The following is a 25,686-nucleotide window of genomic DNA, read 5'->3' as shown; positions in this document are numbered from 1 at the left end:
AAGGGGAATACGATGAAGCGAACAGAAGAGATGTCCATGACAGAGGGCATACACCGGGTCAAGATTACCATGTCTTTTCCCCTGCGATGGGTCAACAGTTATGTGTTGTCTGAATCCGATGGAACAATCACCATTATAGACCCGGGACCGCGTAATTCGGAAACGGAACTGGAGTGGCATGAAGCGCTGGCAGATCTCGGTCTGTCCTTTGACAATATCCATCAAATTGTGTTGACTCATCATCATCCGGATCATCTTGGGTTGTCGGGTTGGATGCAACAGATGACGGGGGCACCCGTTCGAATGTCCACAAGATCCCGCCAAGAGGCCGATTATATGTGGGGACCTGATTCACGTATTAATACATTATTACCTGATTATTATGGAAGCCACGGAATGCCGGAAGACAAGACAGAGCAGATGCATGAACATATGAAGGCATTTACTTCACAGATCACACCACTTCCGAAGGTGACACCCATTGAAGACGGTGAGTGGCTCGATATGGGCGGGAAACGTTGGGTTGCTGTGGAGACGGGGGGACATGCCCCCGGCCATTTATCCTTTTATGCCCCGGAGTCCATGGAGATTCTGTGCGGAGATGCCGTATTGCCCCAGATTTCACCGAATATCAGTCTGCAACCGGGCAGTGATCCGGATCCTTTATTGTCTTATATGGAAGGATTGCATCGTCTCGGGGCTCTGAATGTCAAGCAGGCGTATCCGGGGCATCGGAATCCTTTTGCACAGTTCAACGAAAGGACAGTTCATCTGCTCGCTCATCACGAGGAACGCCTTCAGAAGATGACGGAGCGAATTCAGGAGTCACCGGCGAATGCGTATGACATCTGTGTGCACATGTTTGGCAATCGACTCGGTACCCATCAACTGCGATTTGCCATGAGTGAGACTTTGGCCCATCTGCAGGAGTTAATTCGACGCGAAGCAGTGAAGCAAGAGCAGCGACCGGATGGCACGTTCTATTTTCGATTCTAACGGAATGATGATATGGATATGAAATCATAATGCGATCCTATATAGAGGCTCGGGACAGGAAATTCACCTGTTCTGGGCCTTTTTAGCCTCTCTTAACGGTTCATTCATCTATTTTTAAGCCAGCGCGCCTATGATACATCTATGAACTTCGCTAGGGAGCGTTTGGAGACACACCCTAAAGAAAGCAGGGAAGAGCGATGACCAGAAGAAAACGGAATCAATGGAGAAAATGGCAAGCTTCAGCGGCAGCAACGTTGACCGTGGCTGCACTCTTTCAATATGTAAGAACTTCGGATGCCTTTGATGTGGCTTATGCAGCAGCGAATGGCGCAGACACAAGTGTTACTGCTTCAAGTCAGGTGGATACGCGTGATGATGTGATGGATGAATGGATCAGTAGCACAACGGACAGCCACAACTGGAATACGCAGGACAATGACAATAATGATAGTCAAGATAATGGAACATCTGATAGCACACAATCCGCTGGGGCGGACCAAAGCATGATTGACAAGGGAAGTTATTCCGATTCTCAGCGTTATGGACAAAATAACCAGGGTACTGACTCCGGGTACAGCAGTGGCAACTATCAGTCACGTACAGGTGCATCATGAGCCGCACGGAGCAAGTCACTCGTCCGCTCCGGTTTCAATTCCGTGCGATGAACACGGATGTTGAAGTGCAACTGTCCGCTGGACGGGAAGAAGCTGAACATGCAGCAACCTTGGTGAAGAATTGGTTTGAGACGCAGGAGCAGCGCTTCAGCCGATTTGTGGCAGACAGTGAACTGAATCGTCTGAATGCTTCAACCGGATGGATGCCAATCTCTGCTGCGATGGATGAAGTTTTGAGTCTGGCTTACGGATATATTGGTCTGACCGAAGGGATTTTTCAACCGGGCATCTCGCAGGCTCTTCAGGCTTCGGGATACGATCTAAGCTTCGAGAAGGTGCAACAACGACAATCGCAACGTCCATTGCTTGAACGGATATTGCGAACGAAAACACCTGATGGTTCAGGATTGATGGAAGATCGATATGACCACAGCCGTCCGAGTTGGATTCAGCGGGAAGGCAGCCGGATGGTTCATCTGGATCCCGGAGCTGAGCTGGACCTGGGAGGCATTGTTAAGGGCTGGGCAGTGGAGCGCATCGCAGACTGGTTACAGCGAACGTTGCATATTCCGGCGGGGTTGATTAACGCGGGTGGAGATATTCAAGTATGGGGTACACCAGACCACCCACAGTGGACCTTGCAAGTAGCTGATCCTTTGCAGGATCAGGGGAATGTGTCAGGTGCGGTCCGTGTACAGCGAGGAGCTGTTGCCACTTCAGGTATTTCCCGCAGACAATGGCAGAATGCAGATGGTAGCCTTGCACATCACCTCATTGACCCCCGTACGATGGAACCGGCGGATACGGATGTGCTACAGTGTACCGTTCTCGGACAGCATGCGTCACAATGCGAGATTATTGCCAAGACGGTCTGCATTCTGGGAAGTGCCGAAGCAGTGGGCTGGTTAAACCGACATTATGATCGGCATGACGTCCTGTGGATGACACGGGATGGGAGTACTTACTTTAGAGGGAATACGGATACGCTCGCTGAGCACTGGCCCGGTTTTGATCCGGATCATCGCTTCAGTCTGATATAGGACAAGTCTAACAGATATGGGGGAGCCGGTTATGGCACAATGGATTGTAGATTACCTGCCGACGTGGAATATCATTCGAATTAGTGGAATTGCTGCTTATGTGCTGCTCTTTGCCGGTGTGTTTCTTGGTATTGCTCAAGGGATGCCTATGGCCAAAGGTAAACCGAAAGCAGCCATGTTCAAATGGCATACACGAACGACCTGGCTTGCCTTCGGACTTGGACTCGTGCATGCGTTAACGTTATATATTGATCACTACAGCCCGTTTACCTGGGGAGAACTTCTGATTCCTTTTACCGCCTCCGTGCATCCGATCGGCAGTGGTCTGGGAACGTTAGCCTTCTACGGATTAGTGATCGTCCTGTTATCCAGTGACCTGCGGAACAAGCTGGGCCGTAAATGGTGGTTCACGTTCCACATGCTGTCCTATCCGGTGTTCATTGGTCTGCTGGTTCATGGCATGGTTACCGGGACGGATTCTGGCAATATCATCATGCGGATGATGTATGTATTTACCGGACTCAGCATCCTCGGTATCACGGTGCTGCGTGGCATGTTGCGAGAGCGCAAAGGCCCGGAAATCACGATTGGACCGAAATGGACACCATCTGAGCCAGCTGCTGAGCAGAAGCGGATTGAAGGTTTTGGTTTGGTCGGAACGGTACGACCTAAGCATCTGAAATAATAACATGTGGATCATCCAGTAAGTATCGTACACATGCAAAAGAAGCGGCCATAGGGCCGCTTTTTTCATGAATACTTATTTCCTCAAACAGTTATTTCACCAAACATGCACACACATGTCCAATGTTCGGTATGACTTCAGGTATGGAACGATTTAAGCGTTAGACAACATCATCGCTGACAGGTTTTTCTCCCAGCGCTTCTTCAAGCTCGGATTGTTTGCGATGGGCGATCCGGCTGCTCGCTGCCGATGCAATCGCACCGACAATATCATCGAAGAACGTGTGGACAGGGCCCAGGCTCTTGTCATTCAGTCGTTCAAGCACCCCTGGTTTCAGCTTGTCCACATAACCATAATTCGTAAATCCAATGCTGCCATATACATTGACGATGGAGAATGCCAAAATCTCATCCACGCCATATAGTCCTTCATCGTTCTCAATCATCTCCTGCAAAGGAGATATGAGCTGACCCTGTTCTGCCAGAATATCAAGCTGAATCCCGGTCAGAACCGCGTTCTGTACCTCACGTTTACGGAGAACCATCTCCACATTTTCGATACATTCTTCCATCGTAAGACCTGGATAATATTTTTTCTGCAATAACATGACCAGTTCTGCGATCTCAGGGATCGTGACGCCCCGCTTATGCAGCCATTCCCTTGTTGCCTCCGCAACCTTGCGGCTATTCAGGCTGTAAGGGATTTTCTCTTGCTCAGGATGTTCCATGGGCGATTCCTCCTCTGAAGTTAGCAATGTCCCTACTCTTGCTTCCTAATACGTATTAACCTGTTTTACGTTTCTTTAAGATCATAGAACTTATAAGTTTTCAGGGATGTGATTATCTTTTAGTTATTTTTTGGACAAAGGCTCGTATACATGGTAGTACAAACTGTAAAAATGATGAGGGGGAACGTGATCATGAGAAAGATCCAATCTTTGCGTACGGTATCGGCAGCTGCGCTGCTGAGCATTCCTATGGTGTTGTCAGGCTGTGGCATGTTTGGAGCACAGTCTTCTGAAGCTGTTGATCCACCACCGCCTATCCAGGAAGCAGCTATGATTCAAGCGGCCGAAGGGAATGGAGCACTCGCAACGCTCCCGTTAACGACGGTATATCTGCAAGACCAGCAGGGGCTGCTCGCTCCGGTATCCCTGACACTTCCTTCCGGAACAGATGCCAGCAGTCCGAAGACAGCTCTGGATACACTTGTCACAGGCGGGGCCTATGCCGGGATGTTGCCTGAAGGATTCCAGGGTGTTCTTCCGCAGGGAACGGTTGTGCAAAATGTAACGATCCATGCGGATGACAAGCTGGCGGTCGTGGAGTTCTCGGGTAATTTTGCCAAGTATGATGCGAAGGAAGAACGGAAAATGCTAGAAGCTGTCACGTGGACTTTGACGGGAACGCCTGATGTGGAGAATGTGCAGATCTGGGTCGATGGCAAAAAGTTAACGCAAATGCCGGTAAACAGCACGCCGTTGCCTGAACCGCTGAATCGGGCTGTAGGAATAAATCTGGATCTGGGTGATGCGTTTGTGACCAACAGCAGTCCGGTCACGGTCTATTTCTCCGCTGCTTCGCCAGCGGGCATCCAATATTATGTTCCGGTTACACGTCTGGTCACACCTGGTGAGGATCGGGTGCAGGCAGCATTGAATGAGCTGATCAAGGGACCTGACAAAGGCGGCGAATTGGAAGAGGTCATGACAGGCGGAACGGAACTGCAATCGGTTAAAACAGCAGAGGATGGCACAGTAACGGTTGCGCTGAAAGATGATATGTTTGCCGAAGGGGATATCGTACCAAGCGAGCTGTTACAGTCTGTGGTATTAACGACTGCGGAGAATACAGCCGGCAAGGATGCCAAAGTGCAGATCGAATGGAACGGCCAAAAAACGGTCATGGGTGACGACAACCGAGATTACAGTGCGCCTGTTTCCAAGCCTGAATATATCAACGAAATTCCGATTTAATGACCGGGTAATGCTTAAGGATGCTTTTAACCGAACTCTTTGGTAAAATATAAGGGATTCGTAAAAGTGTGAACAAGCTCAACATTACAGGATGCTTAAGTCGTAGGAGGCAGAAAAAATGAGATCAAACGGACGAACCAGCGAACAGCTGCGCCCGCTGAATTTAACAGTGAACACGAATAAATACGCCGAGGGCTCTGTACTGATTGAAGTTGGAGATACAAAAGTAATCTGTACAGCGACAGTAGAGGAACGTGTTCCTCCCTTTATGAAAGGGCAGGGTAAAGGCTGGGTAACGGCTGAATATTCCATGCTGCCACGTGCAACACATACTCGGAACCAACGTGAAGCCAATCGTGGCAAATTAACTGGGCGCACGATGGAAATCCAGCGTCTGATTGGTCGGGCACTGCGCTCGGTAGTGAATTTGCAGGCTCTTGGTGAGCGTACCATTACGCTGGACTGTGATGTCATTCAAGCCGACGGAGGCACACGCACAACGTCCATTACCGGTGCATTTGTAGCGCTGGCGCTTGCCGTGAACAAGATTTCCCAACAGCACAAACTGCAAGTATTCCCGATCACGGATTTCATTGCAGCGGTAAGCGTGGGTGTTGTGGGTGAACAGCCTGTACTGGATCTGAACTATGATGAAGATTCCAAAGCCAAGGTAGACATGAACCTGGTGATGACAGGTGGCGGTAAATACGTTGAGTTGCAGGGAACAGGCGAGGAAGCACCATTTGATCGCCGTGAGCTGAACGCCATGTTGGAACTGGGCGAGCAGGGAATTCTGGAGATGATCGAGCGTCAAAAAGAAGTACTTGGACCGATTGCGCTCAAGATCGGCGCACGTGGATTAGGGGAAGCGTAAGATGAGTTTGGACAGCCCAATTCTCATTGTCGCAACCCGCAATGCGGGTAAAGTCCGTGAATTCGCTCATGCTTTCGCACCGCTTGGCAAAGAGGTTAAGAGCATGTTTGACTATCCGGAGCTGCCGGATGTGGTGGAAGACGGCGTAACGTTCGCGGAGAATGCCTGGAAGAAAGCCAAAGCGGTTGGTGATGCGCTTGGTTTGCCCGTTCTGGCAGACGATTCGGGACTTTGCGTAGATCTGTTGGACGGTGAGCCAGGCGTATATTCAGCGAGATATGCAGGCGAAGGAGCAACGGATGCACAGAATAATGCGAAGTTGCTGGAGACGCTGGAATCGTTGAAATCCGGTGAGGACACCGAGCAACCGCTATTGAGTCCAGCTCGTTTCGTCTGTGCGCTGGTACTGTACGATCCGACAACTGGTGATAAGTATGAATCGGAAGGCACTGCGGAAGGCTGGATCACGGCTCAAGCTGCAGGTGCTGGCGGTTTTGGATATGATCCACTCTTCTATGTACCTGAATACGAGATGACGATGGCAGAGCTTACGCTTGAGCAAAAGCAGGCGATTAGCCACCGTGGTCATGCGCTGAGAGCGCTCGTATCCAGACTAGAAGGATAAGACGGAACATCAAAGCGTTAATGGAAGGACAGAAGCATTCCGGTGGAATGGTTCACCCGCCATTAACGCTTTTTTCTATGCAATGAAGTGTTTGAGTGAGGTTTCGGGAGATCCATCCATATACCTAAATGAGGATGGCTATTTCTGCGACTATAATACAGAACGTATGTTCCTGTACCTACGTCAGAAATGGTTCACATTGCACGATTGGGAATCTACTTGGGACTGGAGTTGGAAGAAGTTGCAAGCCTTGTGTGGTATAGGTTAACATTCAAATTAACGAATCATATATGAACCTTAAACGGAGGGATTTGCTCATGCAAGAAGTGAAGCTTGTTGTATCCTACGATGAATATGAGGACGGCATTCGTATGGAAAAATTAATTAAGGATTTGGCGGCTAAACCGGAGGCCAGCTCATTGGAAAGTCTGGTCATCGGAGATTGGGGACAGGCTTATGAAAATTCGCCTGACGAGTTCATAGGTACGCTTGTCGAGTCAGCTCCAAGCTTTCCTTCATTGAAGAAACTGTTCATCGGGGATATGGGATACGAAGAGTGCGAAGTGTCGTGGATTATTCAGACGAATCTTACCCCGCTGTTGGGTGCTTTTCCAGAATTAAAATCATTCTCGGTCATGGGCAGTAGCGGCCTTAGTCTGGAACCGCTCCAGCATGCCAAGCTTGAAGAATTGATTATTATTTGTGGCGGTCTCCCGAAAGACGTGTTATCTTCAATCACCCATGCCGAGTTGCCTGAATTGCGTAAACTGGAACTGTATCTGGGTGTGGATAATTATGGTTTCGATGGTTCACTTGAAGATGTGCTTCCCCTTTTGGAACAAGGATTATTTCCAAAGCTGGTTTACTTGGGTCTAAAAGACAGTGAAATTCAGGATGAGATTGCCAAAGCAGCAGCTGATGCACCTATTCTGGATCAACTTGAAATATTGGATCTATCGCAAGGGACGTTGTCCGATGAAGGAGCAGAAGCACTACTAGCCAGTGAACGGATTAAGAAGCTGAAGCATCTTGATCTAAGTTACCATTACATGACCAATGAAATGATTAGCCGCTGGAACCACTCAGGTATATCCGTAGATGTTAGCGACCAGCAACAGAGTGATGAGGATGACTGGCGTTACCCGTCGTTAACGGAGTAGACAATGTCAGGCGTAAAGGAAATAAAAGAAATAAAAGAAATAAAAGAAAGCCTGCATCAACCGATAGATGTACCTGATCCAACACGAGATCAACCCTTATTATTGATTGGAAACCCCGATAACCGACGAACTCAAGGGATGCAAGAGGCCCGGCATAGATTGGGTTTGAAACCTGCGGTTGTACTGCCATATGCTCAATTGCTTCAGAACTGGAGACACGGCGGAACGATTGCTGATACTGTAGATTCCAATCTGCCGGTACCCCTGATTCGAATTGATGCGCCTGGTGAGGATTGGGAAGTGGAACGTGAGTTACTGTTCCTTGGAGCTATGAACGATACGACAACATTAACGGATGGAATGGGAGCAGAAGCATTCTCCACAGAACAGGCACTTTCGCTGGAACAAGAGTGGGGAAGAATTTACGCACCTGCTCAGTGGTTTCGTGGCTGGAAAGCATGTTTGGATCGAATCGGCCATGAAGTTCGGGAAATGTGGCCTGAAGTCCGATTTATGAATGATCCCAGTGATATCCAATTGATGTTTGATAAAAGACAGTGCCAACAGCATTTATCCTCCCATGGAGTTCAAATCCCACCGGTGCTAACTTCTTCACAGCCGATTCGAAGTTACACCAATCTACGTACGGCTATGCAATCTGCTGGTATGAATCGTGTATTTGTAAAGCTCGCGAGTGGCTCAGGAGCCTCAGGCGTTGTCGCATATCAAGTCAATCCCCGAACAGGTGATGAGATCGCTGTAACGACGATGGGGATGGAACTGATACAGGGCAAGACGATTTTCTTCAATGAAGGAAGTCTACGCAAGTATACCGGCAGTGAAGAGATTGCTACGCTGATGAACTGGTTATGTGCAGAAGGTGCACAGACTGAACGGTGGATGCCCAAAGCCACGCTTGATCAACGGGCCTATGATATTCGCCAACTGGTTGCAGGTGGACAGGCAGGTCACGCGATTATGCGGCTGAGCCGTACTCCGATTACCAATCTGCATCTGCGCAATGAGCGTATGCTGCCTGCTGAAGCAGGGCTGGATGAACAGCGGATGTCGCTAGTTCGGACGGCAGCGCAGGCAGCCATGTCTTCATTTCCCAATTCGTGGTCAGCCGGGATTGATGTGATGCTTACGAGTGGTGCGAATCCACGTGCCTATGTGCTGGATGTGAATCCGTTTGGAGATCTGTTATATAGGGTCGAGCATCATGGCCTCGGAACCTATGAGTGGGAAATGGAACTTTTACGAAAGGAGCCTATTCAACATGCCTGATATGAACACCATCGTGGGCTCCCATGACTTGTTAATGATTACGCTGGATACGTTACGATATGACGTAGCCAAGCTGGAAGAGGAAAACTGTCCAAATCTGTGTGGTTCGGGTCCGTGGGAGAAGCGTCATACCCCGGGCAGTTTTACATATGCGGCGCACCACGCTTTTTTTGGTGGTTTTATGCCCACTCCTGCCAATACGGATAAGGCATCTCATGTAAGATTGTTCCATTCCCGGAATACCGGACTCAAGACACATCCGCATACCTGGTTGTTTGATACACCGGATATCGTATCCGGGTTCGCAGCTGAAGGTTACCGTACAATCTGCATTGGCGGCGTCATTTTTTTTACGAAAAAAAACCCGCTTGCGAAAGTATTACCCAGCTATTTTCAACAGAGCTACTGGCGAATGAACTTTGGGGTAACCAACCCCAAATCGACAGAGCATCAGGTACAGCATGCATTAAAGCTGCTTGAGCAGACGGCGCCGGATGAAAAGATATTTATGTTTTTGAACGTGTCTGCCATTCATGGTCCAAATCGGTACTTTGTAGAAGGAGCCAAGGAGGACTCGGTGGAGACCCAACGGGCTGCACTTCGATATGTAGACGAGGCCCTTGGGCCGTTGTTCGAGGCGATGCGAAAACGCGCCCGCCCAGCGTATTGCCTGGCTTTTTCCGATCATGGTACAGCTTACGGCGAAGACGGGTATCAAGGACACCGACTTGCACATGATGTCGTATGGACGGTGCCTTACCGTGAATTTTTAGTATAGAATGTATTGCTCTTATGGTGACAACAACCGGAGACAGGAGGAAACCGATGGATAAACAATCAAAACATACGACAACAGGCCATTCCACACAGTCCGGATCCAATATCGCTACAGGCCTCAGTGAAGTACTGGCATTCCCGTATCGTTCTTACTTATACTCTTATCCCCACAAGACCGCATATCGGGAGCTGGACCCACCACTGCCACTAGGGTCACTGTGGGAACGAGAAAATACCGATACGTATTTTTTATATATGCACATTCCCTTTTGCGCTGCTCGTTGCGGATTCTGTAATCTGTTCACACTGCCGGATCGGCGGGATGATACGCATGAGCGCTATGTGGATGCGCTGGAACGTCAGGCGAAGCAGTGGGCACCCATTACTTCTCGCAGACCATATTCGAGGTTCGCGATTGGTGGAGGAACTCCTACATTATTAAATGAAGTTCAGTTGAATCGCCTTTTTGATATTGCTGAGCATGTGATGGGGTTGGATCCCTCGCAAACATCCATTTCGGTGGAAACATCGCCGGATACCGTTACGGAAGCCAAGCTATCCATTATGAAGGAACGAAGTGTAGATCGTGTTAGCATGGGCATCCAGAGTTTCATTGAAGCTGAAGCATCTGCCATCTATCGTCCGCAAAAACCGCAGGAGGTTGAACGAGCGCTTGAGAAGCTTACTCGTTATGATTTCCCATTGTTGAATCTGGATCTGATCTATGGTCTGCCAGGGCAAACGGTTGAATCGTGGCTCTATTCACTGGAAAGAGTGTTGGCCTACGAGCCGGGCGAAATTTTTATCTATCCCTTGTATACACGGGAAAATACGATCGTGAAGCCTGATGATATTCTCCGTCAGGGACCTGATATTCGGATGGAGCTGTATAAGGCAGCACGTGAGACTTTGAAAAGTAAAGGTTATGTCCAATATTCGATGCGCAGATTTGCCAAATCACAGTCGTCCGCCAAAGTGCTTCTGCCTTATAGCTGTCAGGAGGAGGGCATGGTTGGTCTGGGATGTGGCGCACGCTCGTATACGAGTGAAGTACATTATGCTTCCAAGTACGGCGTGAGTTACAAGGCCACACAGAGCATCATTGCCGATTATGTGGCGACCGAGCGTTACGATGTGGCTGATTATGGTATCGTGTTAAGCCGTGAAGAACAAAGACGTCGCTTTATTCTGAAGGCCTTGCTACATCGGGAGGGATTAGCGTTGTCTGACTACCATCAGCGCTTCGGTACCGATGTGATGTCCGACTATGTCTGGTTGACTGAACTGCTGACAGAGGGCATGGCGCAGCTGGAGAACGATGAGGGCAAGCAGATACTGCGTCTGACAGAAGAGGGACTTGGCTACTCCGATGCGATTGGAGATTGGCTTATATCTGCCGAAGTTCGTGAACAGATGGAAAGGTTTGTTTTCTCATGAGAGCGACTTTATATTATCGGGGGAAGTTGTCTTCCTGTAATTACGACTGTCCATACTGCCCGTTTAGCAAGACTGTGGATTCCAAAGAGACGTTGGAAATGGATGAACAACAATTGCGTCAATTTGTGAACTGGGTGAGGGAGCAGGAAGTTGAAGGGTACCAATTTTCGATTTTCTTCAATCCCTATGGTGAAGCATTGGTTCGTCGTTGGTACCGGGAAGCGATGGTTGAGCTGTCACATATGCCACATGTGGATAAAGTTGCGATCCAAACCAACCTGTCGGTTAAGCTGGACTGGGCAAGGGAGCTGGATGCGAATAAAGCAGCCTTTTGGGCGACGTATCATCCTCGTGAGACGAAAGAAGCTTCTTTTGTAAAACAATGCCTAACTTTGCGTCAGATGGGGCTAGCATTTAGTGTTGGTACTGTCGGACTCCGCAGTGCATTCCCCGCAATTGAGTCCATGAGACAGGCTTTGCCGGAGGATGTATATATGTGGGTTAATGCCTTCAAAGATCGGCCAAAGTATTACACGCCGGAAGAGATTCAGTTTTTACGTGGGCTTGATCCGCTTTTTGAAGGCAATCTGCAGGACTATGATAGCTTTGGCAAACGATGTGCTGCCGGTTCGGAAGTATTTTATGTACAAGGGTCCGGCCATGTGAAGCGGTGTTATAAGGATCGCCGGATCATTGGGCATCTATATCGTGATGGTCTACAAGCTTTGGCCGCGGATCGGCCTTGTCGCATGAAAAAGTGCGGTTGTTACATTGGATATATTCATATGGAGGATTCCCCGTTCAGGGAAACGTTTGGCAGTGGGCTGATTGAACGAAATCCGGTATTAATCAACCGTTAGATATAACAAATATATTAAATGGATAAAGACTTTACACCAGCAGATGTTCCTGGGTAAGGTCTTTTTTTTTTTTTTTTTTTTTTTTTTTTTTTTTTTTTTTTTTTTTTTTTTTTTTTTTTTTTGTTTAGGTCTAAAGATTCAAATTATTTAATTTTGGATATAAGGAATGTAGTATATTGTCGATTTTATATAAAAAAACCTTGAAATATAGTATTGGTAGATACTAAAGACCTATTTTTGAGTGTGCGAATGTGCTAACATATTTTAAATAGTCTCAAATTTAACCAATTCTATATTCCGCAAAAGGAGGGGAGATCTTCAAAGAGTTATTTACTACATAAATCATAGAATGCAAGTCATTTTAAGCACACGGGGGAAATGAAATGAAGAGGATTTCCATTAGTCGTAAATTACTGTTGGGTTTTTTATCGGTACTTATTTTATTGGTAGCTGTGGTTGTGATCTCGTACACGCAATTTCGTTCAGTGGAAAGAACGTATACAGATTTAATCAAAGACCGTACAGCTAAACTACTTGTTATTAAAAATATGGTTATTGATGTGAAATCCTTGCAGGTGGAGTTGCGAAATTTCGTGGTGGAAGACAATGATAAAAGTGCGCAGGATTTTCAGGGTTTTTATGAAGATTATCAAAAAATAAGCGATGCATTACGAGCGGAAGTTACAACCGAAGTGATGATTGATCTTCTGGATCGTTCAAGCGAGATTTCAGAAGAATATTATGCCTATGCTCAAAATGTGATGGATTTAAAAAGACAAGGGAGAAACAATGAGATTACAAGGTTAATACTCGAAACAGGTCCAGAAATTGTGTCCAGATTTGAGCAGAGTATCGAAGCTTTGGAACAGCATCAGCAAAGCGCGTTGGATGCCGGAATCGTGGATGCTAATAAACTCATTCATAATGTGCTCCGGTATATTGTGATGATCGGGATAGCATCGATTGTTCTGGGAGCAGCAATCGCACTTTTCATGGGCAGAATTATATCCAGACCCGTTGCATATGTAGCCAGATCTGCTAGGCAGATTGCAGATGGAGACCTGACAGGCGAGGCTATTGTGGTTCGTAACCGAGATGAGATCGGGGATCTGGCACAATCCTTTAACGATATGATGGTTAACTTGCGTCAATTAATCCATCAGGTGGGGAACAATGCGGATCGGGTTGCTGCTTCTTCCGAGGAGTTAACGGCAAGTACAGAACAGACCGCCTCGGCGACTGAACAGGTTGCTGTTACGATGGAAGAGATTGCGACTGGTATGGATACACAGGTGAGAATGGTTGGAGATGGATTCCATACGATCAATGAATTATCCACAGGTTTTCAGCAGATGACGGAGAACACGCAGAACATGTCAGATGAAGCGACCAATGCATCAGCCAAAACCATGTCTGGTAACGAGGCAGTTCAGTCCGCTGTTGGACAGATGAATTCTATTCATCAGACCGTTCAGACCCTTGCGGCGGTTATTGAAGAACTGGGCAATCACTCTCAGGAGATTGGACTCATGGTGGAGAGTATATCTGAAATATCGGCCCAAACAAATTTGCTGTCTCTGAATGCAGCGATTGAAGCTGCAAGAGCAGGCGAGCATGGTCGTGGATTCGAGGTAGTTGCTACCGAGGTACGTAAGCTGTCTGACCAATCGGCGAAATCAGCTGAACAGATCAGCACACTTGTTGCTGCCATTAACAAAGGCATGAGTGATGCAATGCAATCCATGGGAGAAGTAACCGCGGAGGTTCAAGAGGGTATAGAGCTTGTTCATAGAGCAGGCGGTACTTTCGAAGAAATTCGTGAAGCTGTTAGCAATGTAGCTGGTCAGACTCAGGAGGTATCTGCATCCATTGAACAAATGGCAGCGGGTGTGGAGCAGATCAATGTGTCCATGAAGACAATCATGGAAGTAACAGAGAATGCGGCTGCTGGAACAGAGGAAGTCAGTGCAACATCAGAAGAACAACTGTCTGCGATGCAGGAGATTGCTTCAGCTGCTAATGATCTTTCGTCTATGGCAGAAGGGTTACAGCAGTCATTGAGTCAATTTAAAGTGTGATGATGGATGGTTCCAGTGTGAAATTCAGCATACATGAATGTGTATAACAAGAGGGTGTCAGTGAGAACAACAGTTATGCTGTTCTCCTGACACCTTTTTTTTGATGAATGAGAGATCAGAAGGTCATTCTAACGAATAGCAACTTTATATGTCTTCAACCAGGAATTGATCTGAGTCAGATATGCAAATAGCTGGGGACCTGACATCAACTGTCCGAACCAGGGAAGATTGGAAGCAGCATCCGGTGAAGATGCAAGATTGCGGATCTGAGCTTTGTCGATCAAAGGCAAGATAGGCGATGTGGGATCATCCAGAATATCAAGTACCTGTTGTTTGACCGCGGCCAGGTATTGTGGATTATGTGTTTTCGGGTAAGGACTCTTTTTACGATATAACACATCGTCAGGCAGGACACCTTCGAGTGCCTTACGCAGAATGCCTTTTTCCCGCCCGCCCGTTATTTTCATTTCCCAAGGGACGTTAAATACATATTGGATCAGACGATGGTCACAGTAAGGTACCCGTACTTCCAATCCTGCCCCCATACTCATCCGGTCTTTGCGATCCAGAAGTGTAGGCATGAAACGTGTAATGTTCAGGTAGGACATCACCCGCATTTGTGCAGCTTTGCCCGTTTCTCCATCCAGAAGAGGCACTTCAGCCACTGCATCGGAATAACGGTCTGCCAAATAGTCGAGTGGTCGAATCCATTCCCGAATGTCCGGAGATAACAGCGCTGCTCGCATATCAGGTGCTACAGACCATGGAAACGTACCGGAGTTCAGCATATCTTCGCGATGGAACCAAGGGTAGCCGCCGAACACTTCATCCGCCGCTTCACCTGAAATGGCAACCGTAGCCCCTTTTTTGATTTCTTTACAGAACAGATAGAGTGAAGAGTCCACATCCGCCATGCCCGGTAGATCCCGCACAAGCATGGCCTGTGTCAAAGCATGAACCAGTTCTCCGTTCTCGATTTCTATCCAGTGATGGTCGGTCTTGAGTTCATCCACCATACGCTTAATCCAGGGCCCATCTGCACCGGGCTGAAAGGAATGCGCCTGAAAATGCTTGGCATTATCCACATAATCGACAGAATACGTACTGACTTGGCCTTGCCCCGTCCGGTTGTAATAATCCACGGCTAACGCAGACAAGGCACTGGAGTCCAGTCCCCCTGATAAAAGAGAGCATACAGGAACATCCGATGCCAGCTGGCGCTCCAGTGTATCTTGCAAGAGGGTTCGCACCTCGGCTGCGGTCTCTTCCAGATTATGTTCGTGTTTCTGGCTTTCCAGTTTCCAGTAGGCATAGGTTCGAATCCCGTTTCGGTTGTAGATGAGCGCGTGTGCAGGCTTGAGTTCGTTCAGTGAAGAGTATACGCCGTGTCCTGGTGTCCGTGCAGGCCCTACGATAAAAACTTCGGCCAATCCTTCCGGGCCAACAGCGGCTTCCACATCCGGGTGAATGAGCAGAGCTTTGGGCTCTGAGCCGAATACGAGTGTGTCTTTGGCATTGCTATAGAACAGAGGTTTCACGCCAAGGCGATCCCGTGCGATAAAAACCTGTTCGCGTCCCCCATCCCATATGGCAAAAGCGAAAATACCGTTAAACCGGTCAACGCATGCCGGTCCCCACTCAATATAAGAGGCGAGCAACACTTCCGTATCACATTGCGTACGGAACTGATGCCCCCGCTGGAGCAGTTCCTTTTTCAACTCGGGTGCATTGTATAGTTCTCCGTTATACACGACGGTATAGGAGGTATCTCCTTGTAACGCATGCATGGGCTGTGCCCCGTTCTCGGGGTCCATTACACTAAGACGCCGATGTCCAAAGGCACAAGGATTGGAGATCCATGTACCTGAAGCGTCGGGCCCCCGGTTCGACAAGCTGTCCGTCATACGGACCAGCAGCTCTGATTCCTGGGTCAGATCCCGATTCCACTGTATGAAGCCGGTAATACCGCACATGGTTTGTTCATCCTTTCTTGGTCGAGTCATTCATCCGTATGGCTGCAGAATTACTGACAGCCAGCAAATGTTGTCTTTTTCGTCAGAAGTCGTAACAAATATATGCCGAAAGCAGGCATAAAATGTCTGTCCTCTTCGGAAACTAGTTCTAGGGACAACGGCCTCAACATGCCTGTGAAGGAGAGAACATGCAATGGACAGTATGAAGTATTATGTGTCTGTCATGGGCCGCTCCGTTATTCCGGATCCATCTGTAACATCATATGAATGGATCATTCAGGCTACGCCACAGGAAGCGGAGCAATTACTGGGAATGCTCAATCTCATGCAGGAAAAGGAGGAAGAAGCCTTTCCTGGCATGGTATTCCCATGGCCAGATACACCGGAGGAGTCCGTAAACCGGGCGTATGAAACGGTATTACAACAGGTGTATCGGGAAATTTATCGATTGGGGACACCAGAGACACGATATCAGATTGAACAAAGTACATGATAAGCACATAGGAAAAGGAGCGCGATGACGAATGTATGCCATTCAAGATGCCAAAATACGCAGATTAACCGAGGTAGATGGATTGTCCTGTGCAGAGGTTGAAGTGCAGCCTGGAAATGCTGGAGACCCGTCATTACTTGTATACGTGGCCTCCACGCAGCCGGGCAATTCGCTGGAAGTCGTTCGAATTGTACGCAATCACTCCGATTCAGCGATCGACTGGTATAACAATAATATGCATACCGCATTTGAAGAGGCGACAGAAACCGCGTTTGAGAACAGCGAAGGCATCACTGCCGAAGAAGATAAGGCTCGGTTTCAAAGTGAACTGTTTGCATTTGGTTTGCTGGGTCCCACACTTCAGCGTTATCTGGTTGGGCAGGCATAACAGGTAACGATCCAGCAACACATGTGGTGATTGCGAGACAGAAGGTCAATGTTGAGTTGTACGTAGACAGTGACCTGTTGCTGTAATTGCATCTATAAATGTAACTGGAAAACCCCGCCGTTGTTGAACGGCGGGGTTTGTTATGCGAGGTCAGATCAGATTGAGCTGAGATTAAGCATACTCGCGCAGCACTTGAATGCCTTTGACGACGTTGTATACAAAGCTTAATCCGTAGATCACAAAGAATAAAATGACAAACCCGACGGCAGAACCAAGGCTATGCGCAGTCACGAAGAAATAAAATAGCGGAATAGCGGCGAGAAACGGGAATACATGTGAGAATAAAGCGCGTTTCGCATGTCCCTCGATGTAAGCATCCTTGGCAACAATCCATATAATGATCGGAAACAGGAACGGGGCAAAGAAAATACTGAAATAGGATAGGGCTGATAAAAGTTGTCTCATGACGATTCTCTCCTTCAATGGAACACTGAAATGTATGTATGCAAAAGATTACCCAGCAATTCTGACATTGAACATGTCTTATGTTAATCCTGCTCTAATTGTTCCAATCTCCTCAATATAGCCTGGTTCAAGCTATCATATTCCTAAAGGTAATGGAGTATGAGAATAACACCGAAAAGTACATTGTTGAACCCGCATTTAAGTGTAATTATTAATTTTTTTATAAAACTATTGAAAAATATAGAAAACAGAGTATAATAAGAACCGCGCCGAAAATTTATTATACATATTTGTCTCAGTAGCTCAGCTGGATAGAGCAACGCCCTTCTAAGGCGTCGGTCGGGGGTTCGAATCCCTCCTGGGACGTAAAAAAAAAGAAGCTTCCTTCGGGGAGCTTCTTTTTTTCGTTCAGGGGAAGAGAACCCCAATGGTTCGTCGGAGCATCCGCTTCGTTAGCACTACTTCGCAGTCTCGACTGGAAGGAGAGTACCCCTCCTGGGACGTAAAAAAAAGAGAAGCTTCCCCTGGGAAGCTTTTTTTTCGTTCATGGAAAGAGAACCCCCAATGGTTCGTCGGAGCATCCGCTTCGTTAGCGCTACACCGCAGTCTCGACTGGAAGGAGAGTATCCCTCCTGGGACGTATTAAAGAAAGCTTCCTTCGGGGAGTTTTTTTGCGTTTAAAGTAAAGTTATTTATTGGTTTTACCTATTGAATAAATAGAATTTATATATTTAAACAATAAATGATTCTATGTCACAATGTGGTTATTAACGATGAAAGCGACGGTGGTATTCATGAAATCATTAAATCAATGGCGAGCAGATGAGTATGACAACCAATTGGCTTTTGTGTCCGGATACGGTAAAAACCTGATCTCATGGCTTCAACCCCAGAAAGGGGAATACATCCTTGATCTGGGTTGTGGAACGGGAGATTTGACGTATGAAATTTCTCTGGCCGAAGCTGAGGTTGTTGGCATGGATGCATCTCCGGACATGATTCGCCGTGCGAGGGAGAAATTCCCCGATATTGAATTCATGGAAGGAGACGGTCATCAGTTTGAGACGAATAGACCGTATGATGCCGTCTTTTCCAATGCGGCGCTGCACTGGATGAGAAATCCGCGACTAGTGGTGGATAGTATCTGGAAGTCTCTGAAGCCCGGAGGGCGTTTTGTCGCAGAATTCGGCGGTAAAGGGAACGTGCAGATTATTGTGGATGCACTAGAGGAGGTCGTGGAACGTAACACGGGCATTCGTGCATCGGAACGCAATCCTTGGTACTTTCCTTCGATCGGAGAATATAGCTATATTTTGGAGCAAAGTGGATTTGTGGTTCGACAGGCCTATCACTACGACCGTCCTACCAGACTGGTAGATGGTGAGCAGGGTATAGTAGGCTGGTTGGCTCATTTTGGAGGCGACTATTTCGCAGGTATCAGCCATGATGAGATACAAAAAATCTGCCATGAAACCAGTCAGATCGTGTTGCCTCATCTTTGGAAAGAAGATGCGATGTATGCCGATTACAAGCGCCTGCGTATGGAGGCTGTGAAACCAGAAAGTTGAATCATGATATTGTTTTGTCAATGTTAAAAGAATTATGGTGGTCTTTTTTTTAACAACTATTCTTCACATGTAGACCGAGAATCTCTTTTTAATAAAGAGGATCTGGGTCTTTTTTTTGATGCGCTATTTTAAAAATAAGATATTCAAACGACAAATAATTACAAATGAATATTTTTATCATACTCAAGACCCATATAAGTAATTTCTATATCATATTTGTAAGTATTTAGAAGGAAAATGTGGTATTTTGATAGAATAATTTACCAAGGGTCAATCTTCTTGCAGATAGGTGGTGAAATTGAGCAGGTATTGCAGTACGTGCGAATAGCAGGAACCCATCATTTGGTGAGGTACTCACATTTAAAAGGAGGGGCATAGCCTTGAGCAAACGATTGATATCCACGTTATTAAGTGTTCTGATGGTCTTTTCCATTATTCTCCCAGCGGCTGGAGCCGCTCCCGCAGATTCAGTTATTCAGCTTGATAACCTACCAAGTGCAGCCGAAGCCAAACAATGGAGAGAGATTCTTGCAGGGCGGGAAGCAAAAATTGCCGCAGATCCATTTTTGGATAAAAGTTTGGAAGGCCTGGGTGGAGAAAACACCCGAGTTATCGTTGAGCTTTCGAATAAACCTGTTGCAGTAGCGCAAGGTGAATCAACCCTCTCAGGAAAATCATTTACCTCCTCTATGGAAACAAAGGCTGTGACTCAAGTTGAGCAACAACAAGAGTCATTTGTACATAGCCTCACTCAGAAGAAAATCAAACATGAAGTATTGGAAGAGTATGCATATGCCCTGAATGGTGTAGCCATTGAGATCAAAGGAAACCAAGTGGGACAATTGCTTCAGCTACCAGGCGTGGTCAGTGTATATCCTGACCTTGAAGTTACAATAGCTCCCGAGACAGATGAAGTGAACCCGTATATGAAAGACACAGCGCCTTTTATTGGTGCACCTGAAGTATGGGATCTGGGTTACAAAGGAAATGGCGTCAAAGTGGGTGTCATTGATACAGGGATTGACTATGAGCATCCTAATCTACAGCCAGCCTATAAGGGTGGATGGGATTTTGTTGACAATGATAGCGATCCGTATGAAGCAACATATCAAGAATGGAAAGTGTCAGGTGAACCTGAGTTTAATGCTAATGGAAGTGCCTATTACACATCCCATGGTACGCACGTAGCCGGTACCATTGCTGCTCGTGAAGCAGGGGACTACGGCATTGTTGGTGTTGCTCCTGAAGCAGATATCTATGCTTACCGTGTACTTGGACCGTATGGTAGTGGTCAAACGTCATGGGTACTCGGCGGAATCGATCGTTCTGTTGAAGATGGCATGGACGTGATCAATCTCTCGTTGGGTAACGCCGCCAACGATCCGAGTTATGTTACTTCGGTTGCCCTTAACAATGCGATGTTGTCCGGTGTGACAGCGGTTGTAGCAAGTGGTAACAGTGGACCTAACCGTTATACACTGGGTTCTCCGGGTGCATCTGCCATGGCCATTACCGTAGGTAACTCTACAGGTCCTAGCCAGCTTATTACAGCTGATACTCACTTCTGGATTGGTGAAGAAGGCGAAGAAGTGTTGCCTGAACAACAACCTGTGCCAGAGGTTGAACAATCTCCTGAACTGGGGACAGCACCTGGAATAGAAGCACCTGAAGTTTCAGAACAAGGCGTACCCGCAACTGCTACTGAAGAAAGTGCTGCAGCTGTGGAGGACGTGGTTTCTGAAGAAGTTGCAGAAGAAGCTACAAGAGAAGAAAATACTTCTGCACCAGTTGAAGTTTCTCCTGAAGCTGCTCCTGTGGAAGAAGAGTCTGTAATTGCTCCGACTGAAGCTCCACTGTCTATTACAGAGTCGGTTTACCGTCTGGATCTGATGGGCTGGAGCCTGTCAGCAGACCCTGAAACTGTTTTGACAGGAAAATTTGGACTTGAATTTGCAGCACTGGGTAAACCAGCTGATTTTGAAGGTAAGGATTTTACAGGCAAAGTAGCATTGATTCAGCGTGGTGAACTCGCATTTGTAGAGAAAATCGCCAATGCAAAAGCGGCTGGAGCCGTCGCTGTTATTGTATATAACAACATTCCCGGTCCGATCGGTGTAAGTCTGGGCGATAACTTTGAACTCATTCCGACACTGAGCATGTCCAAGGAAGATGGAGATGTGATCAAGGCTGAACTGGACGCAGGACAAGCTGTTGAAGTGAGTTTTAGTGATTTTGAACGTTCCCAAACTCCGGGTGATGAGATGAATTCATCCAGTTCACGTGGACCTGCAAAGGTAACGCTGGATATCAAACCGGATATTGTGGCACCAGGTACAAGCATTCTGTCTACGATTCCTGCCTACGGCAAGGATGAGCCAGACGCAGATTACGCACAAGCTTATGATCGTAAAACAGGTACAAGTATGGCTACACCTCATGTAGCAGGTTTGATTGCGCTGTTGATTGAGAAGCATCCGGACTGGACGCCATTTGATATCAAAGTAGCGCTCATGAACAATAGTAAAGTGCTGGATACGACCAAGTTTGATGTATTTGATCAAGGTGCAGGGCGCATTCAGGCTGTGAACACCATCGATCCTGCTGCTTTTGTGAAAGTGCTTGATGTTACTCAATACACAGAGAGTGGCTCTGTTGTTGAAAAGGAAAATATCACCGGAAGCATCAACTACGGTAATTTCCTGAGCACAGACGAAAAGACGATCACTAAAACGATCAAAGTTGAATCTCTGAATGGTACTGGTGGAGATTACACCGTAAATGTGAATCCGACGCGTAATGTCACTGGTGTATCCGTTGCGGTAGACAAGAGTTCGTTCACACTGAATGGTGAGGAAGAACTTGCAGTGACAATCACCGTTCCACGAGGAGTTACCGCGGTTACAGAAGCTCAAGGATACATTGAGTTGTCGAACGGAACCAATACCTTCACTGTGCCATATGTTGCTCATTTCAACGTTACGTTGAGTGGAGTGAAATATATTGAAACGGTAAAAGGTACTGAAAAAAATCCATTCCACTATCCACTGAAGGCTGATGGTACATTGGATACGCTGAATGTAGCGATGGAATTCTATAATCCAATGACTTTCGCCCTGATTGAGATTTATGATGGCCTTAACCCAGAAGGTGGTTATTATCAAGATGGATATATCGGCTCCATTTTCGGTAACTATTTTAACTTTAGTGCAAATGCAAGATATAACCTTGCTTGGAACGGCACTTATGCGGACTACACAACCGATGAAGTGACAGAGATTCCAGATGGTTTATACACCGTTGATATCACTACCATTGGTACGGACGGCAAAACCTATAAGGAAGATACTTCTCCATTTTTGGTGAAAAAGACAGCTCCGGCTGTAACTGCACCAGAAGCGTTGGAGTTCACAGTGGATGAATCTGCTGTCCTTAATGGTAGCGTGGAAGATTTGTACTTCCGAGTTGCTCCTGCGCTTGCGAGCGGATGGGACATTGCGTTTGATCCGGCAGCTTCTTTGGAAGCAACGTATGTTGTAAAAAAAGAAGATGGTTCGATTCAAAAAGAAGGTGTTTTTGAAGTACAAGCGGATGGCGCCTTCAGCCTTCCTTTGGAAGGGATCGAAGCAGGGGAATATACCGTTGAACTTACGGTAAAAGACCAACAGGGGCTTTCGGGTACAGCCAATACGGCATTGAAATTGGAAGCCGTGGAGACCGAACCTGAAACTCCGGCCACCAAGGCCCCAGGCACGCCTGTATTGTCTCACAATAACTGGGTAGGCAACGGATTGCCAGAAGGCTCGTATATCGTTACCATGAACCTGTGGTGGGGCGAGAACGCAACCAGCTACAAGTTATATGAAGACGGGGTTTTGGTTGATACGCAGAAGTTGACTTATAACGCGCCTTCAGCGCAGTCTGCTCAGACGAAGATCACGGGCAAAGCCAACGGCACATATACGTATGTGGCCGAGTTAACGAATGACAAGGGAACAACACGGAGTCAGACGTTGACTGTTCAGATTACCAATGCAACGCCTGGCAAAGCAGTTCTCTCTCAGGATAACTGGGATGGCGACGGCAACTATAAGGTGACGATGAACCTGTGGTGGGGGACGAATGCCTCTGAGTACCGTCTCTATGAAAATGATGAATTGATCGACACGCAAGAACTCCGTGCGGTTACACCTCTTGCTCAAAGCGCTGTGAGTACACTGTCCGGGAAAGCTTCGGGCACGTACACGTATCGAGCTGAGTTAATTAACGCAGCCGGAGTTACCAGCACAGATACGATCACAGTAAAAGTGAAGTAAGCTCTTCCTCATTGAAGCTGTTTAGATTAATGAAGGAATTGTTCAATGCACAAACGGCCTCCATCCTGATTTTGCAGGATGGAGGCCGTTTCATGTTGTTCTTTCTATATAAATGAATTGTATGACTAACCGATCATTCGATTCTTGCTGGCCTGGATGCCTGCGATGAGTAAAGCGATGGCCAGAAGAACCTGTATCAGCAATGGAAGGGTCCATCCTTTTGTCCAGTCATGAAGCATGCCGAACAGCAGAGGTCCCACTGCTGCCAGTATATAACCGAATGACTGGGCCATACCAGACAGACTGGCAGCTTGTCTGGCATCTTTGGTACGAAGGACGAAGAACATCGTTACCAGTCCAAACGAAGCGCCGGCACCTATGCCAGCCAACGTGACGCCGATGGTAACGAGCGAAGGGAGTCCACTTAACAATAAAGCATACCCGACAATTAAAGAGGAGCACGTTATCGTGGTTAGCATACGCTGGTCTCTCGTTCTACCAGCGAGGATCGGAACGATAAAGGTAACGGGTACGCTAACCATCTGCATCAAGGAGAGCATCCAGCCTGCTGAGGTGGGGCTGAAGCCTTGCTCGGCCAGAATCTCGGGAAGCCAGGTAATCGTCGTATAGAAGATTAGAGATTGCAGACCCATAAATAATGTAATGAACCAGGCCAGGGATGATGTCCGCAGACGCACAGGTGTCCCTTCACTCTGGGTGGCAACATATAACATTCGCTGGCGTCCCGCAGCGACCTGGGGGAGCCACAAGAGTAGTGCGAGAATGGATAACAAGGCCCACATCCCCAGAGAAGCGCGCCAACCTATAGAAGTTGCTCCTGCTACTGGCACACTCATGCCTGAGGCGATGGCGCCAAATATATTCATCGATACGGAGTACAGTCCGGTCACGATACCAACACGCAGTGGAAAATCACGTTTGATCAAACTGGGTAAAAGCACGTTGCTTAACGCAATGCCGCAACCCAATATTGCGGTTCCTGCATATAAGGCCAAGACAGAGGGCGATAAACGTAACGCCACCCCGAGAGTTACGATGATGATAGCGATCAGCAAGGCTGATTCAAGTCCTAAACGTTTCGCAAGACGTGGTGCAAACGGAGAGACTGCTGCAAAAGCAAGCAAAGGAAGCGAGGTTAGAAGCCCCGCCATTGTATGACCGATACCTGTATCTGAGCGGATCATCTCCACGACGGGACCGGTTGCCGTGATCGGTGACCGCATGGTAGCGGCGATGACGATAATGCCTGCCAATAACAGGCCGAATCTTTTGGATGTCGAAGAATGTTCTTCCTCGGCTTGGATAGATGAGTGCTGCTGTATTGAAGATGACATGATAAAATCTCCTGTTTCCTAATGAGTTAATATGTATGGATTGTTACATTATCCACTCCGCAAGCATAACATTCGTTGTCAATATTGAGCAATGAAATGAAAAAAAGCACCCACTGGAACGCGGACGCATTGACTACCTTTGACCTGATAAGCTCTAACGAATCTAAGAGGTCTTATTAAGCGGATAACCGCCATGTTCGGATTCTAACGAACCTCAGCAACGTTAATCAGGCAACTTACTGCATATATTTGTGGTATCAACCTCGAAATGTTGAAATAAGCTCTCTAAGATTCGTTAGAATTCCATAATGCTGCTTTTGGAGTAAATAAAGTGCCCTGTGTTCATTAGAACATTCGTTACTGCGACGTTTCGCTCTTGGAGTGAGCAAATGCGGATGCTCCAATAGAGCGGGTTAGAGCTCATAACGAAGCGAATGCTCCGACGAACCATTGGGGTTCTTATCCCTAGAACGCAAAAAAAACTTCCCGAAGGAAGCTTCTTTTTAATACGTCCCAGGAGGGATACTCTCCTTCCAGTCGAGACTGCGAAGTGGTGCTAACGAAGTGGATGCTCCGACGAACCATTGGGGTTCTCATCCCAAGTACGAAAAAAAGCTTCCCGAGGGAAGCTTCTCTTTTTTTACGTCCCAGGAGGGATTCGAACCCCCGACCGACGCCTTAGAAGGGCGTTGCTCTATCCAGCTGAGCTACTGAGACATGAAT

General features: G+C 47.3%; 21 protein-coding genes and 2 tRNA genes. 18 read left to right on the top strand and 5 right to left on the bottom strand.

Translation table 11 applies throughout. The features are described 5' to 3' along the window. The first annotated feature begins 12 nt into the window (after positions 1-12). From PAHA3_RS27545 to PAHA3_RS27530, 4 genes are all read left to right on the top strand, one after another. Positions 13-996 (top strand): MBL fold metallo-hydrolase, encoded by a 984-nt coding sequence (locus PAHA3_RS27545; protein ID WP_062837837.1) that lies wholly within the window; start codon positions 13-15, stop codon positions 994-996. Positions 997-1,193: 197 nt separating this feature from the next. Continuing rightward, a complete protein-coding gene (locus PAHA3_RS27540; protein WP_062837836.1) occupies positions 1,194-1,610 on the top strand; it encodes a hypothetical protein in 417 nt (138 codons plus the stop codon). Next, positions 1,607-2,650 carry an FAD:protein FMN transferase gene (locus PAHA3_RS27535; protein ID WP_062837835.1) on the top strand — a complete coding sequence of 348 codons (1,044 nt, stop codon included), beginning with the start codon at positions 1,607-1,609 and terminating at the stop codon, positions 2,648-2,650. The genes PAHA3_RS27540 and PAHA3_RS27535 overlap by 4 nt, the downstream gene beginning before the upstream one ends. A 31-nt stretch (positions 2,651-2,681) precedes the next feature. Continuing rightward, positions 2,682-3,335, top strand: a complete 654-nt coding sequence (locus PAHA3_RS27530; protein WP_062837834.1) for a ferric reductase-like transmembrane domain-containing protein — start codon at positions 2,682-2,684, stop codon at positions 3,333-3,335. A 160-nt stretch (positions 3,336-3,495) separates the two neighbouring features. On the opposite strand, the gene PAHA3_RS27525 is transcribed toward PAHA3_RS27530, so the two are convergent. Continuing rightward, the gene (locus PAHA3_RS27525) at positions 3,496-4,062 is read right to left on the bottom strand and encodes a phosphatidylglycerophosphatase A family protein (RefSeq protein ID WP_062837833.1); all 567 of its coding nucleotides are present in this window, start codon (positions 4,060-4,062) and stop codon (positions 3,496-3,498) included. Positions 4,063-4,254: 192 nt separating this feature from the next. Between PAHA3_RS27525 and PAHA3_RS27520 the strand changes: the two genes are divergently transcribed. The 9 genes from PAHA3_RS27520 (at position 4,255) to PAHA3_RS27480 (ending at position 14,408) form a co-directional block, all read left to right on the top strand. Next, positions 4,255-5,310 carry a GerMN domain-containing protein gene (locus tag PAHA3_RS27520; protein ID WP_062837832.1) on the top strand — a complete coding sequence of 352 codons (1,056 nt, stop codon included), beginning with the start codon at positions 4,255-4,257 and terminating at the stop codon, positions 5,308-5,310. Positions 5,311-5,428: 118 nt separating this feature from the next. Beyond that, positions 5,429-6,184 carry a ribonuclease PH gene (rph, locus tag PAHA3_RS27515; protein WP_017692572.1) on the top strand — a complete coding sequence of 252 codons (756 nt, stop codon included), beginning with the start codon at positions 5,429-5,431 and terminating at the stop codon, positions 6,182-6,184. 1 nt (position 6,185) lies between these two features. Further along, complete coding sequence (locus tag PAHA3_RS27510) at positions 6,186-6,809, top strand: XTP/dITP diphosphatase (RefSeq protein ID WP_017692573.1); 624 nt, start codon at positions 6,186-6,188, stop codon at positions 6,807-6,809. A 317-nt stretch (positions 6,810-7,126) separates the two neighbouring features. After that, the gene (locus tag PAHA3_RS27505; RefSeq protein WP_062837831.1) at positions 7,127-7,969 is read left to right on the top strand and encodes an STM4015 family protein; all 843 of its coding nucleotides are present in this window, start codon (positions 7,127-7,129) and stop codon (positions 7,967-7,969) included. A gap of 3 nt (positions 7,970-7,972) precedes the next feature. Beyond that, positions 7,973-9,256 carry an STM4014 family protein gene (locus PAHA3_RS27500; RefSeq protein WP_235599582.1) on the top strand — a complete coding sequence of 428 codons (1,284 nt, stop codon included), beginning with the start codon at positions 7,973-7,975 and terminating at the stop codon, positions 9,254-9,256. Beyond that, a complete protein-coding gene (locus PAHA3_RS27495; protein WP_062837829.1) occupies positions 9,249-10,034 on the top strand; it encodes an STM4013/SEN3800 family hydrolase in 786 nt (261 codons plus the stop codon). Before PAHA3_RS27500 ends, PAHA3_RS27495 begins: the two co-directional genes overlap by 8 nt. A gap of 47 nt (positions 10,035-10,081) precedes the next feature. After that, entirely contained in the window at positions 10,082-11,470 is a 1,389-nt protein-coding gene (locus PAHA3_RS27490; protein ID WP_062837828.1) for an STM4012 family radical SAM protein, read from the top strand. Beyond that, positions 11,467-12,330 (top strand): STM4011 family radical SAM protein, encoded by an 864-nt coding sequence (locus tag PAHA3_RS27485; protein ID WP_062837827.1) that lies wholly within the window; start codon positions 11,467-11,469, stop codon positions 12,328-12,330. Before PAHA3_RS27490 ends, PAHA3_RS27485 begins: the two co-directional genes overlap by 4 nt. A gap of 383 nt (positions 12,331-12,713) precedes the next feature. Continuing rightward, entirely contained in the window at positions 12,714-14,408 is a 1,695-nt protein-coding gene (locus PAHA3_RS27480) for a methyl-accepting chemotaxis protein (RefSeq protein ID WP_062837826.1), read from the top strand. 128 nt (positions 14,409-14,536) lie between these two features. Here the strand turns inward: PAHA3_RS27480 and asnB are convergent, their stop codons facing one another. Beyond that, a complete protein-coding gene (asnB, locus tag PAHA3_RS27475) occupies positions 14,537-16,381 on the bottom strand; it encodes an asparagine synthase (glutamine-hydrolyzing) (RefSeq protein WP_062837825.1) in 1,845 nt (614 codons plus the stop codon). A 193-nt stretch (positions 16,382-16,574) separates the two neighbouring features. Here asnB and PAHA3_RS27470 point away from each other — a divergent pair, with 193 nt between their 5' ends. Then, positions 16,575-16,874: a hypothetical protein gene (locus PAHA3_RS27470; RefSeq protein WP_062837824.1), complete on the top strand. Its 300-nt coding sequence runs from the start codon at positions 16,575-16,577 to the stop codon at positions 16,872-16,874. Between the two features lie 31 nt (positions 16,875-16,905). After that, positions 16,906-17,262, top strand: a complete 357-nt coding sequence (locus PAHA3_RS27465; protein ID WP_062837823.1) for a hypothetical protein — start codon at positions 16,906-16,908, stop codon at positions 17,260-17,262. Positions 17,263-17,433: 171 nt separating this feature from the next. Here the strand turns inward: PAHA3_RS27465 and PAHA3_RS27460 are convergent, their stop codons facing one another. After that, positions 17,434-17,727: a DUF4870 domain-containing protein gene (locus PAHA3_RS27460; protein ID WP_062837822.1), complete on the bottom strand. Its 294-nt coding sequence runs from the start codon at positions 17,725-17,727 to the stop codon at positions 17,434-17,436. Positions 17,728-18,019: 292 nt separating this feature from the next. Between PAHA3_RS27460 and PAHA3_RS27455 the strand changes: the two genes are divergently transcribed. The 3 genes from PAHA3_RS27455 (at position 18,020) to PAHA3_RS31185 (ending at position 23,608) form a co-directional block, all read left to right on the top strand. Beyond that, positions 18,020-18,093, top strand: a tRNA-Arg gene (locus PAHA3_RS27455). Between the two features lie 407 nt (positions 18,094-18,500). Beyond that, the gene (locus PAHA3_RS27450; protein WP_235599581.1) at positions 18,501-19,295 is read left to right on the top strand and encodes a class I SAM-dependent methyltransferase; all 795 of its coding nucleotides are present in this window, start codon (positions 18,501-18,503) and stop codon (positions 19,293-19,295) included. 380 nt (positions 19,296-19,675) lie between these two features. Next, positions 19,676-23,608, top strand: a complete 3,933-nt coding sequence (locus tag PAHA3_RS31185; RefSeq protein WP_062837821.1) for a S8 family serine peptidase — start codon at positions 19,676-19,678, stop codon at positions 23,606-23,608. Between the two features lie 125 nt (positions 23,609-23,733). Here PAHA3_RS31185 and PAHA3_RS27440 read toward each other — a convergent pair whose 3' ends face one another. Together PAHA3_RS27440 and PAHA3_RS27435 are read right to left on the bottom strand one after the other, a co-directional pair. Next, positions 23,734-24,963, bottom strand: coding sequence for a CynX/NimT family MFS transporter (locus PAHA3_RS27440; RefSeq protein WP_062837820.1), 1,230 nt, complete (start codon positions 24,961-24,963; stop codon positions 23,734-23,736). 643 nt (positions 24,964-25,606) lie between these two features. Then, positions 25,607-25,680: transfer RNA gene (locus tag PAHA3_RS27435), tRNA-Arg, on the bottom strand. Between the last annotated feature and the right edge of the window lie 6 nt (positions 25,681-25,686).

This window comes from Paenibacillus amylolyticus, from assembly GCF_001570725.1.
GTDB lineage: Bacteria > Bacillota > Bacilli > Paenibacillales > Paenibacillaceae > Paenibacillus > Paenibacillus amylolyticus_A.
The sequence above is the reverse complement of the archived record's forward strand: the minus strand, read 5'-3'. Positions and strand labels throughout refer to the sequence as shown.

Bases quoted from the DNA above. Each gene is read 5' to 3' on its own strand.
- rph (WP_017692572.1), top strand. From the start codon at position 5,429: ATGAGATCAAACGGACGAACCAGCGAACAGCTGCGCCCGCTGAATTTA.
- PAHA3_RS27440 (WP_062837820.1), bottom strand. From the start codon at position 24,963: ATGTCATCTTCAATACAGCAGCACTCATCTATCCAAGCCGAGGAAGAA.
- PAHA3_RS27520 (WP_062837832.1), top strand. From the start codon at position 4,255: ATGAGAAAGATCCAATCTTTGCGTACGGTATCGGCAGCTGCGCTGCTG.
- PAHA3_RS27540 (WP_062837836.1), top strand. From the start codon at position 1,194: ATGACCAGAAGAAAACGGAATCAATGGAGAAAATGGCAAGCTTCAGCG.
- PAHA3_RS27465 (WP_062837823.1), top strand. From the start codon at position 16,906: ATGTATGCCATTCAAGATGCCAAAATACGCAGATTAACCGAGGTAGAT.
- PAHA3_RS27495 (WP_062837829.1), top strand. From the start codon at position 9,249: ATGCCTGATATGAACACCATCGTGGGCTCCCATGACTTGTTAATGATT.
- PAHA3_RS27470 (WP_062837824.1), top strand. From the start codon at position 16,575: ATGGACAGTATGAAGTATTATGTGTCTGTCATGGGCCGCTCCGTTATT.
- asnB (WP_062837825.1), bottom strand. From the start codon at position 16,381: ATGTGCGGTATTACCGGCTTCATACAGTGGAATCGGGATCTGACCCAG.
- PAHA3_RS27480 (WP_062837826.1), top strand. From the start codon at position 12,714: ATGAAGAGGATTTCCATTAGTCGTAAATTACTGTTGGGTTTTTTATCG.
- PAHA3_RS27545 (WP_062837837.1), top strand. From the start codon at position 13: ATGAAGCGAACAGAAGAGATGTCCATGACAGAGGGCATACACCGGGTC.
- PAHA3_RS27450 (WP_235599581.1), top strand. From the start codon at position 18,501: ATGAAAGCGACGGTGGTATTCATGAAATCATTAAATCAATGGCGAGCA.
- PAHA3_RS27460 (WP_062837822.1), bottom strand. From the start codon at position 17,727: ATGAGACAACTTTTATCAGCCCTATCCTATTTCAGTATTTTCTTTGCC.
- PAHA3_RS27490 (WP_062837828.1), top strand. From the start codon at position 10,082: ATGGATAAACAATCAAAACATACGACAACAGGCCATTCCACACAGTCC.
- PAHA3_RS27525 (WP_062837833.1), bottom strand. From the start codon at position 4,062: ATGGAACATCCTGAGCAAGAGAAAATCCCTTACAGCCTGAATAGCCGC.
- PAHA3_RS27510 (WP_017692573.1), top strand. From the start codon at position 6,186: ATGAGTTTGGACAGCCCAATTCTCATTGTCGCAACCCGCAATGCGGGT.
- PAHA3_RS27485 (WP_062837827.1), top strand. From the start codon at position 11,467: ATGAGAGCGACTTTATATTATCGGGGGAAGTTGTCTTCCTGTAATTAC.
- PAHA3_RS27500 (WP_235599582.1), top strand. From the start codon at position 7,973: ATGTCAGGCGTAAAGGAAATAAAAGAAATAAAAGAAATAAAAGAAAGC.
- PAHA3_RS27505 (WP_062837831.1), top strand. From the start codon at position 7,127: ATGCAAGAAGTGAAGCTTGTTGTATCCTACGATGAATATGAGGACGGC.
- PAHA3_RS27530 (WP_062837834.1), top strand. From the start codon at position 2,682: ATGGCACAATGGATTGTAGATTACCTGCCGACGTGGAATATCATTCGA.
- PAHA3_RS27535 (WP_062837835.1), top strand. From the start codon at position 1,607: ATGAGCCGCACGGAGCAAGTCACTCGTCCGCTCCGGTTTCAATTCCGT.